The 14,458-nt window shown below is 65.6% G+C and carries 13 protein-coding genes and 1 tRNA gene; 13 read left to right on the forward strand and 1 reads right to left on the reverse strand.

All coding sequences use genetic code 11. The features are described from left to right. The first annotated feature begins 50 nt into the window (after window positions 1–50). From fmt to M1D44_RS14735, 13 genes are all read left to right on the forward strand, one after another. Window positions 51–1,034: a methionyl-tRNA formyltransferase gene (gene fmt / locus M1D44_RS14675; protein ID WP_024977069.1), complete on the forward strand. Its 984-nt coding sequence runs from the start codon at window positions 51–53 to the stop codon at window positions 1,032–1,034. A 35-nt stretch (window positions 1,035–1,069) separates the two neighbouring features. Continuing rightward, the gene (locus tag M1D44_RS14680) at window positions 1,070–1,726 is read left to right on the forward strand and encodes a LysE family translocator (protein WP_316852926.1); all 657 of its coding nucleotides are present in this window, start codon (window positions 1,070–1,072) and stop codon (window positions 1,724–1,726) included. A 120-nt stretch (window positions 1,727–1,846) separates the two neighbouring features. Beyond that, window positions 1,847–2,707, forward strand: coding sequence for a zinc metalloprotease HtpX (htpX, locus tag M1D44_RS14685; protein ID WP_024977071.1), 861 nt, complete (start codon window positions 1,847–1,849; stop codon window positions 2,705–2,707). A 104-nt stretch (window positions 2,708–2,811) separates the two neighbouring features. Continuing rightward, window positions 2,812–4,143, forward strand: coding sequence for a 16S rRNA (cytosine(967)-C(5))-methyltransferase RsmB (rsmB, locus tag M1D44_RS14690; protein ID WP_316852927.1), 1,332 nt, complete (start codon window positions 2,812–2,814; stop codon window positions 4,141–4,143). A 13-nt stretch (window positions 4,144–4,156) separates the two neighbouring features. Beyond that, complete coding sequence (locus M1D44_RS14695; protein ID WP_112186337.1) at window positions 4,157–4,930, forward strand: DUF4390 domain-containing protein; 774 nt, start codon at window positions 4,157–4,159, stop codon at window positions 4,928–4,930. Further along, on the forward strand, window positions 4,927–7,398 hold the full coding sequence (locus M1D44_RS14700) for a sensor histidine kinase (protein WP_316852928.1): 2,472 nt from the start codon (window positions 4,927–4,929) through the stop codon (window positions 7,396–7,398). Before M1D44_RS14695 ends, M1D44_RS14700 begins: the two co-directional genes overlap by 4 nt. 36 nt (window positions 7,399–7,434) lie before the next feature. Beyond that, window positions 7,435–8,148 carry a response regulator gene (locus tag M1D44_RS14705; protein WP_024977075.1) on the forward strand — a complete coding sequence of 238 codons (714 nt, stop codon included), beginning with the start codon at window positions 7,435–7,437 and terminating at the stop codon, window positions 8,146–8,148. A gap of 67 nt (window positions 8,149–8,215) precedes the next feature. Further along, window positions 8,216–8,291, forward strand: a tRNA-Phe gene (locus M1D44_RS14710). Between the two features lie 287 nt (window positions 8,292–8,578). Beyond that, a complete protein-coding gene (locus tag M1D44_RS14715; RefSeq protein WP_024977076.1) occupies window positions 8,579–8,884 on the forward strand; it encodes a hypothetical protein in 306 nt (101 codons plus the stop codon). A 182-nt stretch (window positions 8,885–9,066) separates the two neighbouring features. Beyond that, on the forward strand, window positions 9,067–9,975 hold the full coding sequence (locus M1D44_RS14720) for a MurR/RpiR family transcriptional regulator (protein WP_316852929.1): 909 nt from the start codon (window positions 9,067–9,069) through the stop codon (window positions 9,973–9,975). Between the two features lie 16 nt (window positions 9,976–9,991). Beyond that, on the forward strand, window positions 9,992–11,347 hold the full coding sequence (locus tag M1D44_RS14725; protein WP_112186344.1) for an aspartate aminotransferase family protein: 1,356 nt from the start codon (window positions 9,992–9,994) through the stop codon (window positions 11,345–11,347). Continuing rightward, a complete protein-coding gene (locus M1D44_RS14730) occupies window positions 11,341–12,177 on the forward strand; it encodes a beta-keto acid cleavage family enzyme (protein WP_316852930.1) in 837 nt (278 codons plus the stop codon). Before M1D44_RS14725 ends, M1D44_RS14730 begins: the two co-directional genes overlap by 7 nt. Before the next feature lie 82 nt (window positions 12,178–12,259). Next, the gene (locus M1D44_RS14735; RefSeq protein ID WP_024977080.1) at window positions 12,260–13,165 is read left to right on the forward strand and encodes a glutamate/aspartate ABC transporter substrate-binding protein; all 906 of its coding nucleotides are present in this window, start codon (window positions 12,260–12,262) and stop codon (window positions 13,163–13,165) included. A gap of 30 nt (window positions 13,166–13,195) precedes the next feature. Here the strand turns inward: M1D44_RS14735 and M1D44_RS14740 are convergent, their stop codons facing one another. Beyond that, complete coding sequence (locus M1D44_RS14740) at window positions 13,196–14,428, reverse strand: multifunctional CCA addition/repair protein (RefSeq protein ID WP_428984645.1); 1,233 nt, start codon at window positions 14,426–14,428, stop codon at window positions 13,196–13,198. Between the last annotated feature and the right edge of the window lie 30 nt (window positions 14,429–14,458).

The following is a 14,458-nucleotide window of genomic DNA, read 5'->3' on the forward strand; positions in this document are numbered from 1 at the left end:
GCGCTACGCTGTCGTGTAGCCCGCTTCCCCTCGTTTTCGGTTCTCCATCTATGACGTCCACCCTTCGTGTAGCGTTTGCCGGCACGCCTGAATTTGCGCAGATTGCCCTGGCGGCGATCCATCAGGCCGGCTTTCCCGTCGTTGCCGTGCTGAGCCAGCCGGATCGGCCGGCCGGGCGAGGCATGCAATTGCAGGCGAGTCCCGTCAAGCAGTACGCCGTAACGCATGGGTTCACGCCCATCCTCCAGCCGCCGTCGCTGCGTCGCACGGGCAAGTATCCACAGGAAGCCGCCGAAGCCATCGACGCCCTGGCCGCCCAGCGTCCTGACGTGATGGTCGTTGCCGCTTACGGGCTGATCCTGCCGCAGGAAGTGCTCGACCTGCCGCGCTTTGGCTGCGTCAATATCCATGCGTCGCTGCTGCCACGCTGGCGTGGCGCCGCGCCCATCCATCGCGCGATCGAAGCGGGCGACGCCGAATCGGGCATCACCCTCATGCAGATGGATGCGGGCCTGGACACCGGTGACATGATCGCCATGGAACGCGTGCCCATCGGCCTGACCGACACGACGGCCACGCTGCACGACACGCTGGCCGCGCTCGGCGGACGCATGGTGGTGGAGGCGCTCGCCAGACTGGCGCAAGACGGCAAGCTGGACGCCACGCCGCAGCCCGCCGAAGGCATCACCTACGCGGAAAAAATCGCCAAGGACGAAGCCACGCTGGACTGGTCGCGCCATGCCGCCGCGCTGCTGCGCCAGGTGCATGCGTTCAATCCGTTTCCCGGCGCATCGGCCGCGCTCGATGGCGTGACGATCAAGTTCTGGCAAGCGCAAGCGCTGGCCGACCGCCCGGCGGATGCCGAACCCGGCACGGTCCTGGCCGCCAACGCCGAGGGCATCACCATCGCCTGCGGCGCCGGCGCGCTCCGCGTGACCCAGTTGCAGAAGCCTGGCGGCAAACGCCTGCCCGCACGCGAATTCCTGCAAGGCTTGGCAATCGAGCCTGGCCAGCGCTTCGCATCGCGCGGTTAACCGACCCATCTATATATAGAGAAGAGGATTTCGCCATGACCGCGCTGGGCATCGTCAATCTGCCGCTCTTCATGCTGACCGTGTTTCTGCTGAATGTGACGCCTGGGCCCGACACGGCCTACATCGTCGGGCGCAGCGTTTCGCAAGGACGGGCAGCGGGGCTGCTGTCGGCGCTAGGCGTATCGGCGGGCTGCTGCGTGCACGTGCTGGCAGTGGCGTTCGGGCTGACGGCGCTGCTGGCGGCATCCACCGTGGCCTTCACGGTCATCAAGGTGGTGGGCGCGGCGTACCTGATCTACCTGGGCGGCCGCATGCTGCTGGCGCCGCCCGAGCGCGACGACGCCCCCGTCGAAGAAGGGGAAGCTTCCGCCGCCAAGCGCCCGCGTCCGCTCAAGTCTCTGTTCATGCAGGGTTTTCTCACCAATGTGCTGAATCCGAAGGTCGTGCTGTTCTTCCTGTCGTTCTTCCCACAATTCGTCGACCCACACGCCGCGCACAAGGCGCTGGCGTTCCTGGCGTTGGGTGCGGTGTTCATTGTCATGTCGACGATCTGGAATAGCCTGGTGGCGTGGGTGGCCGCCAGCGTCACGCGCCGCGTGGCGGGCAAGCCGGGCATCAAGCGCTGGCTCGATCGCGTTGTCGGCACGGCATTCATTGGGCTTGGCGCACGGCTGGCGTTCACCACCCGTTGATGGGTCAAGCGTCATCTGCGGCGAAATATCGCGCAAATCCCGCGCAAACCCTTGAATTTTCAGCGATTATCGCGATCTAACAAAGTCGTAAAACCCGAGACCCACAGGAGCCACGCCCCCATGTTCAACTGGATCAAGACCTTCATGCTGATGGCAGCGATCACCGCGCTGTTCATCGTCATCGGCGGCATGATCGGCGGACGCAGCGGGATGATGCTGGCGCTGCTGTTCGCGCTGGGCATGAATTTCTTCTCGTACTGGTTCTCCGACAAGATGGTCCTGCGCATGTACAACGCGCAGGAAGTCAACGAGACCAGCGCGCCGCAGTTCTATCGGCTGGTGCAGGAGCTTGCCGGCCGCGCCGGCCTGCCCATGCCGCGCGTCTATCTCATCGACGAGGCCCAGCCCAACGCCTTCGCCACCGGCCGCAACCCGGAGCACGCCGCCGTAGCCGCGACCACCGGCATCCTCAATATCCTGTCGGAACGGGAGCTGCGCGGCGTGATGGCGCACGAGTTGGCGCACGTGCAGCACCGCGACATCCTGATCTCGACCATCTCGGCCACGATGGCCGGTGCGATCTCGGCGCTGGCCAACTTTGCCGTGTTCTTCGGCGGCCGCGACAGCGAAGGCCGCCCGGCCAACCCGATCGCCGGGATTGCGGTGGCGATCCTGGCGCCGCTGGCGGCAGCGATGATCCAGATGGCGATTTCCCGCGCCCGTGAGTTCGAAGCCGACCGTGGGGGCGCCACCATCAGCGGCGACCCGCAGGCGCTGGCTTCGGCGCTGGACAAGATCCACCGCTATGCCGCCGGCATTCCGTTTGCCGCCGCTGAAGCCCACCCCGCCACCGCGCAGATGATGATCATGAACCCCCTGCACGGCGGCGGCCTGGCCAACCTGTTCAGCACGCACCCGGCCACGGAAGAACGCATCGCGCGCCTGATGCAGATGGCGCAGACGGGGCAATATCCGGCGTAAAAGCGGCTGCCCGGCCGGGCGCTTCCTTTATACTTCCGCAGTCCGCACGAGCCCGCCCATCGCGGGCTCGTTGCATTTTTGTTCGCCTGATTTCCTGCTGCCCGATGCGCCTGCCGCCCGATTCCCTCGCCCACGCCTTGTCGCTTGCCGCTGTTGCACTGGGCAAGCTGCGGCAGGGCATGGCATTGCCCCAGGCCATTGACGCCGTGTGCCAGGGCCAGCCCGCACCGGTGCGGGGTGCCGTCCAGGATCTCGCATACCGCGCCACGCGCTGGCTCGGCAGCACCGACTGGCTGATCCGCACGCTGATCCCGCGCCCACCTGCCGAAGGCGCCGCCAACCTGCTGCACGTGGCGCTCGCGCAATTACTGGACGATCCGCTGCCGTACGCGCCGTTCACTGTGGTGGACCAAACCGTCACGGCCGCCTCGGCCGACCCGAAGCTTTCGCACGGCAAGGGCATGGTCAACGGTGTGCTGCGCCGCTTCCTGCGCGAGCAAAATACGCTGGTCGCAGACATGCAGGCAGACCCGTCGGCCGCCACCAACTACCCGATGTGGTGGATCGACGCCGTGCGCAGCGCGTATCCCGACGCGTGGCAAGCCATCCTGGCCGCCGGCAATCGCCGACCGCCGATGGTGCTGCGCGTGAACCCGCGCCGCGTTGCCATCGACGCGTATCTCGCACGCCTGGCCGAAGCTGGCATCGAGGCCGAGCGCATCGGCGAACAGGCCGTACGCCTTGCCCGCGCCGTCCCCGTTTCCGAACTGCCGGGTTTTGCAGACGGCGATGTCTCCGTGCAGGACGCCGGTGCGCAACTGGCGGCAACGCTGCTCGACGTGGCACCCGGCCAGCGCGTGCTCGATGCCTGCGCCGCACCCGGTGGCAAGACGGGCCATCTGCTTGAGCTGGCTGACCGCCTGGACGTGACGGCGCTTGAGTCGGATGCCGCGCGCGCCGTGCGCATCAGCGAAAACCTCGCGCGCTTGGACCAGACCGCCACCCTCTGCATCGGCGATGCGGCCAAGCCCTCCACTTGGTGGGACGGCCGACCATTCGACCGTATCCTGGCCGATGTGCCGTGCTCGGCCGCCGGCATCGTGCGGCGCCATCCGGATATCCGCTGGCTGCGTCGCCCGGCCGACCTCAAGGCGCTGGCCGGCCTGCAGCGAGACATCGTGCGCGCCCTCTGGGCATGCCTGAAGCCGGGTGGCAAGTTGGTTTATGTCACGTGTTCGATTTTTCCGACGGAAGGCGAAGACCAGGCCCAATGGTTTGAACGCCATCTGGAAGATGCGATACGATTGCACGCGCCCGGCCAGTTGCTGCCGGTCTCGCCCGATGCGGCGCAGGCCAGCAGGTTCGCCCCCGGCGCGGCGCCCTTGCCGCTCGATCATGACGGCTTCTTTTACGCGGTTTTCCAGAAACGGCCCTGATGCACCGACCGTTGTGACTGTCATCCTTCGCCCATCGATCCGGCTGCTGCAATCCCGGTTCCGGCAGATTCTGCAACGACTGGTCACGCTAGTCGCATTGGGCATGCTGTTCCTGTGGTGCCCGGTCACGGCATCCGCACAATCCATCGAAATCAACCGAGCCCAGCTCGAATACGCCGACGGCGGCTGGAACCTCTCCGCCGATTTCGATTTCGATCTGCCCAGCAACCTCGAAGATGCGGTGAACAAGGGCATCGCGCTCTACTTCCTCGTCGAATTCGAGCTGATCCGCCCGCGCTGGTATTGGTTCGATGACCACGCCATCAGCGCCACGCGCGTGGTGCGGCTGTCGTATCACCCGCTTACGCGCCAGTACCGCGTGTCGACCGGCGGCCTGCAGGTGCCGTTCTCGCGGCTGAAAGATGCTGTCGACTTCATGCAGCACGTGCGCGGCTGGCGCGTGTTCGAGCAACGCGCCGTCAAGTCCGGCGAGACCGTGCAGGCCGAAGTGCGCATGCGCCTGGACGTGACGCAGTTGCCCAAGCCGTTCCAGATCAACGCCGTCAACACGCGCGACTGGAATCTCAGCTCCGAATGGAAGCGCTTCAGCCTGCTGGTGCCGAATGAGCCGCCGCCAGCCCCCGCGCCCGCACCTGCGGCGCCACCGGCCAGCGCACCGGCATCTTCCCCGCCGGCTTCCGGCTCGGCGGGCCTGTCGCCCAATCCGGGCTGGGGCATGAGCGCCGGCCCGTCCAGCGCAGGCCCGCTGCTGGCGCCCGCCAAATGATCTTCGATCGCAGCTACAAGCGGCTGCTCTATCAGGTGGTGGCGGGCACCATCGTCTTCCTTGCGATCGTGTTGGTGGGCCTGCTGGCTGCCGCATCGGCCAACACCGAGTTCTTCGACCGGTATTTCACGCTGCTCTACAAGGTCAACCTCGTCATCGGGGTGCTGCTGGTGGTGATTATCGGCGGGCTGATGCTGGCGCTGGCACTGCGCGCGCGGCGCGGCAAGTTCGGCACGCGGCTGATGACCAAGCTGGCGGTGTTCTTCGGCGTGGTGGGCGTGCTGCCGGGGGTGCTGATCTATCTGGTGTCGCTGCAGTTCGTGTCGCGCAGTATCGAGTCGTGGTTCGATGTGAAGGTCGAATCGGCGCTGGAGGCGGGCCTCAACCTCGGCCGCTCGACCATGGACACGGCGCTGGCCGATCTGCAGAACAAGGGGCGCCTGATCGCGGAGCAAGTGGGCGATGGGTCCGCCTCGGCCACGGCCATCACGCTCAATCGATTGCGCGAGCAGTTCGGCGTGCAGGAGGCGACCATCTTCACCGCCAGTGGTCGCGTGATCGCCACCGCGTCGAACACCTACGACACGCTCGTCCCGAACCTGCCCGATCAGGCGGTGCTCGAACAGGCTCGCGCGCCGGGCGGCTATGCCAGCCTGGAAGGCGGCAGCGATAGCGAAACCGATAGCGCCTCCGCGCCGGCCGCCTCGGCACCTGCGGCACGCAACAACAGCCGCCGCAGCGATCTGTATCAGTTGCATGTGGTGGTGGCACTGGGCACGTCGTCCCGCGACGAGCCCGCCCTGGGGCTGAACACGCCGGCGCGCAAATGGGCCGGCACCGGTTTGCTGGCAGATCGCCGGCCGGAAGATGGCAGCAGCACGTCGCGCGGCTTTGGCCTGATCGGCGAAAGCGGCCGCGACGAACGCTTCCTGCAGCTCGTGCAGCCGGTGCCGCAGGCGCTCGCCCGCAATGCTGACGCCGTCCAGCGCGCCTATCAGGAATACCAGGAGAAAGCGCTCGGCCGCACGGGTCTGCGCAAGATGTACATCGGCACGCTCACGCTCACGCTGTTCCTGGCGGTGTTCATCGCGGTGATGTTGGCGCTGCTGCTGGGCGCGCAGTTGGCACGACCGCTGCTAATGCTGCTCCAGGGCACGCGCGAAGTGGCCGAAGGCGATCTCTCGCCCAAGCGGGAACTGCATACGCGTGACGAACTGGGTGTACTCACCCAACAGTTCAACCAGATGACGCGGCAGCTTGCCGACGCGCGCCGCGCCGTGGAGCAGAATCGCGCGGCACTCGAGCAATCGAAAGCCTATCTTGAGAGCGTACTGACCAACCTGACCGCGGGCGTCTTCGTGTTCGACCATCGCTTTGTACTGCTGACTGCCAACCCGGGTGCCGAACGCATCTTCAAACAGCCCTTCGGCGCGTGGGTCGGCCAGGCGCTGACCAGCATCACGCCGGTGGCAGCCTTCGCGCCGGTGGTCGAACAGGCCTTCGCTGAACAAGACGCAAGCACAGCCGCCGGCGGCGCAGTGGCCCACTGGCAGAAGCAGGTCGAAATTCCGCTCGAAGACGAAGACGAACCCCTCACGCTGCTGGTGCGTGGCACGCGCCTGCCCGGCCCGTCAGTGGGCTCGCACGGCACCGAACGCGGCTATGTGGTGGTGTTCGACGATATTTCCGACGTGATCTCGGCGCAGCGCTCGGTGGCGTGGGGCGAGGTTGCGCGGCGCCTCGCACACGAAATCAAGAATCCGCTCACGCCCATCCAGCTCTCGGCCGAGCGCCTGGAGATGAAGCTCTCACCCAAGCTGTCGGATGCCGACGCCGAGGTGTTGCGACGCGGCGCCACCACCATCGTCAACCAAGTGTCGGCGATGAAGCGCATGGTCGATGACTTCCGAGACTACGCCCGCACGCCGCCGGCCATGCTGCAGGAGTTGGACCTCAACGCGCTTGCCGCCGAAGTGCTGCACCTGTACGGCATCGATCACCCTGACCGCCGCGATCATCCCATCATCGAGGCCAAGCTGGGCGCCAATCTGCCGCTCATCAAGGGTGACCCGACGCAACTGCGCCAGGTCATCCACAACCTGCTGCAGAATGCGCAGGACGCCGTGGCCGAGAATGAAGCAGCCGGGCGACCCGCTCCGCATGTCATGTTGCAAACTGACACGGTAGAATACGACGACGCCTCGGGCGCGCGGCGGCAAGCCGTGCGGCTTGCGATCGCGGACAATGGCGGCGGGTTCTCTTCCCGCATCCTCAACCGCGCCTTCGAGCCGTACGTCACGACCAAAGCCAAGGGCACAGGATTGGGCTTGGCCATGGTGAAGAAAATCATGGACGAGCACGGAGCGCGTATCGAATTGCGCAACCGCCAATCCAGCACAACATCGGGCACATCGGGTACCGACATCGTCGGCGCCCAGGTTTCCATACTGTTCGTAAAACTCGCGTAGCGCGGACGGCAATCCCGCCGCACATAGAGGAAAAGCATGGCCACCATCCTCGTTGTCGACGACGAAATGGGTATCCGGGAGTTGCTCTCCGAAATCCTCGGAGACGAAGGGCACGTTGTTGAAGTCGCCGAGAACGCTCAGCGCGCGCGCGAATACCGCGCGAACGCAACGCCCGACCTCGTCCTGCTCGATATCTGGATGCCGGATACCGACGGCGTGACGTTGCTCAAGGAATGGGCGTCACAAGGTCTGCTGACCATGCCCGTCATCATGATGTCGGGCCACGCCACCATCGACACCGCCGTCGAGGCGACCAAGATCGGCGCGCTGAATTTCCTGGAGAAGCCCATCGCACTGCAGAAGCTGCTGACGGCGGTGGAGCAGGGCTTGTCGCGCAGCAAGGAAAAGCCGCGCTCGGCAACGCCGGCTGCCACACCGGCGGCGGGACTCGCAGGTGCCATGCCCAACGCCGCAGCAGGAGGTACGCCTGCCGCGCTCGATCGCGCCGATATCAATGGCGTACCGACTCGCGCAGCCGAGGGCGGCGGCATGCAGTTCTCGTTCGACATGCCGCTGCGCGAAGCGCGCGACCTGTTTGAGCGCGCCTACTTCGAATACCACCTGCAGCGCGAAGGCGGCAGCATGACCCGCGTGGCCGAAAAAACCGGCCTGGAGCGGACCCACCTGTACCGCAAGCTCAAACAACTGGGCGTCGAACTCTCTCGCAACAAGGGCGAGCCCGCCGCCTGATCATCAAAGTGCCCAGAGATGCTTGACGACTGGGCACCAACCCTGTCATACTTGCCTTTCTTTGCTTGGCCCGGTAGCTCAGTTGGTAGAGCAGCGGATTGAAAATCCGCGTGTCGGTGGTTCGATTCCGCCCCAGGCCACCAAAATTCTTCGCACTTCAAGATCGATCGATTTTGCAGGGCAACAAAAAAGACCTCCTCGCGAGGTCTTTTTTCATTTCTGCGGTGCAATTCGCCCGCACCCGCCATCTCCCGATTTGCCGCGCCAGTCGCCGATCTGCGGCGCAGTGTCGCACCCACAAAAAATGTACCCGCATCTCTTGACGCAGCGCAGCTCAGGGTATACCTAGCGGCGTAAACTGCGCCAAACTGTCGCAGGTCTCGGTATAGTGACTCAACGCTATCAAACGGCAAGCACAAGGAGATTCTCCATGGCACTCGTTGGCACCGGTCACCACCACTTCCATTTCCACGCTTTCGACGGCATCAGCCGCAAGACGCGGTTGACGTGGTTGCGCAATGCCGCAGCGCTGACGTGTTTGATGGCCCTCGTCGCGGCCATGTGGGTTGGCGGCAATCTGTCGGCGTTGATGCATACGCCGCTCATGAGCGGGGTTTCGTCGCTGGGCGCGGTAATGATTCTGGCCTGCACGTGCATGGCGCTGAGCTTGCTTGGACTGATCGGCGCAGGCTTCTTCCAGTTCCGCATGGAACAGCTCGACGCCCCGGCAACCTGAGCCGCGCGCATCACACATCCCTGACGGAGGCTTCGGCCTCCGTTTTTGTTTGCCCATTACGGCCGCACGCCTTGAGGTGCGGCCGTTTTGTTTTCGTGCGCGATCCCAAGGGTGAATCCGATATTGACTCAACTGTTTCAGTTGCGTAGTTTACGAAACAGTTGAATCAAGACGACCACCTTATGACGTTCGATGGGCTCATGAAAACGCTGCGCGACCGCGCCGGCGATCTCTCTCCGCAACTGCAGCGCGCCGCCATGTTGCTTGAGACGCACCAGCACGACATCGCCCTGCTTTCGATGCGGGACCTGGCGCGCCGCTGCGACCTGCCGCCGGCCACGTTCTCGCGTCTGGCGCGCGCGCTGGGCTTTGATGACTTTGCCGCGCTGCGCGATATCTGCGTGAACCACCTGCGCCAGCAGGCCGACGGCTTTGCCGGCCGCGCCAACGCGCTGCAGGGCGACGATGCGGCAGGCGCTTCGGAGGCCGAACGCATCGGCATGGCCATCGGCGCGCATGTGCAGTCGGCGTTTTCACCAGCCAACCTGGCGGCGCTGGATACCGTGGCCGCTGCCCTCTGCAAGGCGCGCCGGGTCTATCTGCTGGGCGCGCGCAGTTGCCTGGCGCTAACGCATGCGTTCGGTTACGCCGCTCAACTGTTCGACGACAAGGTCACGCTGTGCGCCGGCAGCGGCAACACGCTGGCCGACCCGCTGCGCTTTTGCGGCGACGGCGACATCGTCGTGGCCGTCACCTTTGATCCGTACACACGCGAAGTCATCGAGGCGATGCAGTACGCGCATGCGCGCGGTGCGCGCCTCGTGTATGTGACCGACAGTGCCATTGCCCCCGGTGCCGAGTTGGCGTGGCAACAGCTCGTCGCGCCCGTCGCCATTCCGTCGTTCTTCCATTCGCTGGCCGCGCCCATGGCGCTGCTCGATGCGCTGCTGATGACGTGGTTCCGCCACGCCGGCCCAACCGCGCTCACGCACCTTGCCGACAGCGACGCCCAGCTTAAACAACAAGCCGCCTACGTGCGCAGCGCCCGCCGCAGTGAAGCGGCAGTCGCCGTGCCGCCCACCCAACGTTGAACCATCCCGACCGTCCATGACACCGTCCACCACCTCCGTCTTCCACCGCGACCCGCGCAAGACGCTGCCCATCGCTGTCGGCGGCGAGGGCATGACCCTCATCGACTCCGACGGCAAGCGCTACCTCGACGCGTGCGGCGGTGCCGCCGTCTCGTGTCTGGGCCACGGCCATCCGCGCGTGGTGGACGCCATCTGCAAGCAGGTGCGCGCGCTGGCCTATGCGCACACTTCGTTCTTCACGACAGACGTGGCCGAAGAACTGGCTGCGCGCCTGACCGCGGCTGCGCCGGGTGATCTGGATCACGTGTACTTCGTCTCTGGCGGTTCCGAAGCGATCGAGGCGGCGCTCAAGCTGGCACGCCAGTACTTTGTCGAGATTGGACAACCGCAGCGCCAGTACTTCATCGCGCGGCGTCAGAGCTATCACGGCAACACGCTGGGCGCGCTGGCGATCGGCGGCAACGCGTGGCGCCGCGAACCGTTCCTGCCCCTGCTGGTGCCGGCACACCATGTCTCGCCGTGCTATGCGTATCGCGAGCGCCTGGATGGCGAAAGCGACGCGCAATACGTGCAGCGTCTAGCCGATGAACTGGACGCGAAGATCGTCGAACTCGGCACGGAAAATGTCGCGGCCTTCGTCGCCGAGACGGTGGTGGGCGCCACGGCCGGCGCGGTGCCGCCCGTGGCCGACTACTTCCGCAAGATCCGCACGGTGTGCGACCGTCACGGTGTGCTGCTGTTGCTCGATGAAGTGATGTCCGGTATGGGCCGCACGGGATATCTGTTCGCATACGAGGAAGATGGCGTGGTGCCAGACATGGTCGCCATTGCCAAGGGGCTGGGCGGCGGGTATCAGCCGATCGGCGCGACGCTGGTGAATCGCCGCATTTACGACGCGATCACGAACGGCAGCGGCTTCTTCCAGCACGGCCACACTTACATTGGCCACGCCACGGCGTGCGCGGCGGCACTGGAAGTGCAGAAGGTGATCGAGGAAGACAACCTCCTCGCCAACGTGCAGGCGCGTGGCGAACAACTGCGTGCGGCGCTGCGCGCGCGCTTTGCCGACCACGCACATGTGGGCGACATACGCGGGCGAGGGCTGTTCGTCGGCGTGGAGCTGGTGGCGGATCGCGCGACCAAGGCGCCGCTGGCGCCAGCATGCAAGACGCACGCACGCGTGAAGGCTGAAGCCATGCAGCGCGGCCTGATGGTGTATCCGATGGGCGGGACGATTGACGGCCGGCGCGGCGACCACATCCTGCTGGCACCGCCGTTCATTGCCAGCGCGCAGGACATCGACGCCATCGTCGAGCGGCTGGGCGATGCGGTTGACGCCGCCACCGTCAAGGCGCAGGAGGCCGCATGGTGACCAAACCCATCGCCATCGCCGTGGCGCCCAACGGCGCGCGCAAGACGCACGCCGATCATCCCGCACTGCCCATCACGCCCGACGAACTGGCCGCCTGCGCGCGCCAATGTGTGGATGCCGGCGCCGCGATGCTGCATCTGCATGTGCGCCGTCCCGACGGCACGCATAGCCTGGCGCCTGACGACTACCGCCCGGCCATCGCCGCCGTGCAACGCGCCGTGGGCGATGCGCTGGTGATTCAGATCACCACCGAGGCCGTTGGCATCTACACGCCCGAACAACAGATGGCCTCGGTATGTGCGCTGCAGCCCGAAGCGATTTCCGCCGCGCTGCGGGAGCTGGCGCCCGATGCCGCGCACGAAGCGCAAGCCGCGCGTTTCTTTGGCGAGCTTGCCGCCGCACGCACGGCCATCCAGTACATCCTCTATTCCGCCGACGACGTGGTGCGCTACCGCGACCTGCGTGCGCGCGGCGTGCTGCCCGACACACCGCATTGGGTGCTGTTCGTACTCGGCCGCTACAGCGCAGGCCAGCGCTCCGATCCGTCGGATCTGCTGCCCTTCCTGCAGGCGTGGGCTGACGGCGGTGACATCACCGCCGACGTGCCATGGGCGATGTGCGCATTCGGCCCGCGCGAAGCCGAATGCGCGCTCAGCGCAGCGCTGCTGGGCGGCCACGCGCGCCTGGGGTTCGAAAACAACATGGCGCTGCCCGACGGCAGCACGGCGCCCGACAACGCGGCACTCGTCACCAACCTGCGACGGCATCTCGACGCGCTGCATCGGCCGGTGGCCAGCGCCGCAGAGCTGCGCAGCTGGTTCGGCCGCTAGACGCTCCGCACTCATCACCACGAAGCCAAAGCACAGACGGCCGCAACACAACAGGCCGCGCACCACAACCACTGGAGGAAGTATGCGTTTGACCACCCGCTGTATCCGATCCATCCCGCTAGCGCTGGCCAGCCTGCTCGCGATCAGCGCGCACGCGCAGGCCCTGGACGGCACGCTCAAGAAGATCCAGGACAGCAACACGATCCTGATCGGCGTGCGCGAGTCGTCGATTCCGTTTTCTTACCGCGACAGCAAGAACGAGATCGTCGGTTTCTCGGCTGACCTCTGCTCGCGCGTGATCGACGCCGTCAAGAAGAAGACGGGCAAGCCCAATCTGGACATCAAGCAGATTCCGGTGACGTCGCAGAACCGGACATCGCTGGTGCAGAACGGTTCGGTGGATCTGGAGTGCGGCGTGACTACGCACCTGAAATCGCGCGAGCAGCAGACGGCGTTTTCGACCACCTTTTTCATCGCCGGCACGCGCCTGCTGACCAACGTGAAATCGGGCGTGAAAGACTTCCCTGACCTGGCGGGCAAGTCCGTCATCACCAACGCGGGCACGACGTCAGAACGCATCCTACGTAAGATGAACGACGAGAAGAAGATGAACATGAACGTGATCAGCGGCAAGGATTACGGTGAATCGTTCCTCACGCTGCAAAGCGGCCGCGTGGCGGCGTTCATGATGGATGACGTGCTGCTGGCCGGCGCACGCACGCTGGCACAAAAGCCTGACGACTGGGTCGTGACCGGCACGCCGCAATCGTTCGAGGCCTACGGCTTCATGCTGCGCAAGGACGATCCGCAGTTCAAGAAACTCGTGGACGACACGATGATCGGCGTGATGAAGAGCGGCGAGATCAAGACGCTCTACGCCAAGTGGTTCGAAAAGCCGGTGCCGCCCAAGAACCTGAACTTCAACTTCCCGATGAACGATCAGTTGAAGGCGCTGTACGCCAATCCGAGCGACACGCCATTCGAGTAAGCGGCCGCACGGCCGGCTCTGGGTGCCAACTCAGACGCCGGCCTGCGCAACGGCCTCGATGCGGGCCTGATGCACGGCTTGTTTGATGTGCGCCGGGTTGTCGGCATAGCGCTTGGCGACAGCGCCCGCGTCGATGGATGCCGCGGCTTGGAGTGCGCGCAGCAGACGCGCTGTCTGCGGATAGCTGCGGTCTTCAAACCCGAGACGGCCGCGTGCGTCTGCCTCGCACGCCTGCAGGGCCTGACGGAAACGATCGGGCTTGCGCAGCGCATCGCAGCGTTCCAGCAGGCGTACCAGCGCCGCTGCATCAAAGCCGTCACAGCGATGGATGTTGCCGTGCTCGCGCGCGACCACCAGCGCCAGTTCACGGCACTCGGTCGGCACGCGCAGGCGCTGGCACACCGCGTCGATAAGGGGCACGCTGCGCTCTTCGTGGCCGATGTGGCGCGGCAGGATGTCCTCAGGCGTCGTGCCCTTGCCGAGGTCATGCACCAGCGCGGCAAAGCGTACCGGCAGCGACGTCGCCATCGCTGCGGCCGTTTCGATCACCATCATGGTGTGCACGCCGGTATCGACTTCGGGGTGATAGTCGGCGCGCTGCGGCACGCCCCACAGCCGGTCAAGCTCTGGCAGCAGGCGCGCCAGCGCACCGCAATCCCGCAGCACGGCAAACATGCGCTGCGGATGAGCCTCCATCAGGCCGCGGGCAATTTCCTGCCACACACGCTCAGGCACCAGCGCATCGACTTCGCCGGCCTGCACCATGCGCTGCATGAGCGCGTTGGTTTCGGGCGCGACATGAAAGTCGGCAAAGCGCGCAGCAAACCGCGCCAGGCGCAGGATGCGCACCGGGTCTTCCATGAACGCATCGGATACATGCCGGAACGTGCGCGAGGCCAGGTCAGCCTGCCCCCCATATGGATCGACGACGGGGCCAACCAGCGCGCCGTCTTCCGCCACGCGCTGCGCCATCGCGTTGATGGTCAGATCGCGGCGGATGAGGTCGTCTTCGAGCGTGACGTCCGGCGCGCAGTAGACCGAGAAACCTTTGTAGCCGGCAGCCGTCTTGCGCTCGGTGCGGGCGAGCGCGTATTCGGCATGCGTGGCCGGGTGCAGGAACACCGGGAAATCCTTGCCGACGGCACGAAAGCCACGCGCTTCCATGTCTTCGGGCGTCGCCCCGACCACAACGTAGTCCCGGTCCTGCACCGGCAGCCCGAGCAGCGCGTCACGAATGGCGCCGCCCACGGCATAGACATCCAGTCCGTGCGTGGCCGGATCGACGATGGCCTC

The sequence above is a fragment of the Ralstonia sp. SA306 genome (assembly GCF_054792405.1).

Bases quoted from the DNA above. Each gene is read 5' to 3' on its own strand.
- fmt (WP_024977069.1), top strand. From the start codon at position 51: ATGACGTCCACCCTTCGTGTAGCGTTTGCCGGCACGCCTGAATTTGCG.
- M1D44_RS14680 (WP_316852926.1), top strand. From the start codon at position 1,070: ATGACCGCGCTGGGCATCGTCAATCTGCCGCTCTTCATGCTGACCGTG.
- htpX (WP_024977071.1), top strand. From the start codon at position 1,847: ATGTTCAACTGGATCAAGACCTTCATGCTGATGGCAGCGATCACCGCG.
- rsmB (WP_316852927.1), top strand. From the start codon at position 2,812: ATGCGCCTGCCGCCCGATTCCCTCGCCCACGCCTTGTCGCTTGCCGCT.
- M1D44_RS14700 (WP_316852928.1), top strand. From the start codon at position 4,927: ATGATCTTCGATCGCAGCTACAAGCGGCTGCTCTATCAGGTGGTGGCG.
- M1D44_RS14705 (WP_024977075.1), top strand. From the start codon at position 7,435: ATGGCCACCATCCTCGTTGTCGACGACGAAATGGGTATCCGGGAGTTG.
- M1D44_RS14715 (WP_024977076.1), top strand. From the start codon at position 8,579: ATGGCACTCGTTGGCACCGGTCACCACCACTTCCATTTCCACGCTTTC.
- M1D44_RS14720 (WP_316852929.1), top strand. From the start codon at position 9,067: ATGACGTTCGATGGGCTCATGAAAACGCTGCGCGACCGCGCCGGCGAT.
- M1D44_RS14725 (WP_112186344.1), top strand. From the start codon at position 9,992: ATGACACCGTCCACCACCTCCGTCTTCCACCGCGACCCGCGCAAGACG.
- M1D44_RS14730 (WP_316852930.1), top strand. From the start codon at position 11,341: ATGGTGACCAAACCCATCGCCATCGCCGTGGCGCCCAACGGCGCGCGC.
- M1D44_RS14735 (WP_024977080.1), top strand. From the start codon at position 12,260: ATGCGTTTGACCACCCGCTGTATCCGATCCATCCCGCTAGCGCTGGCC.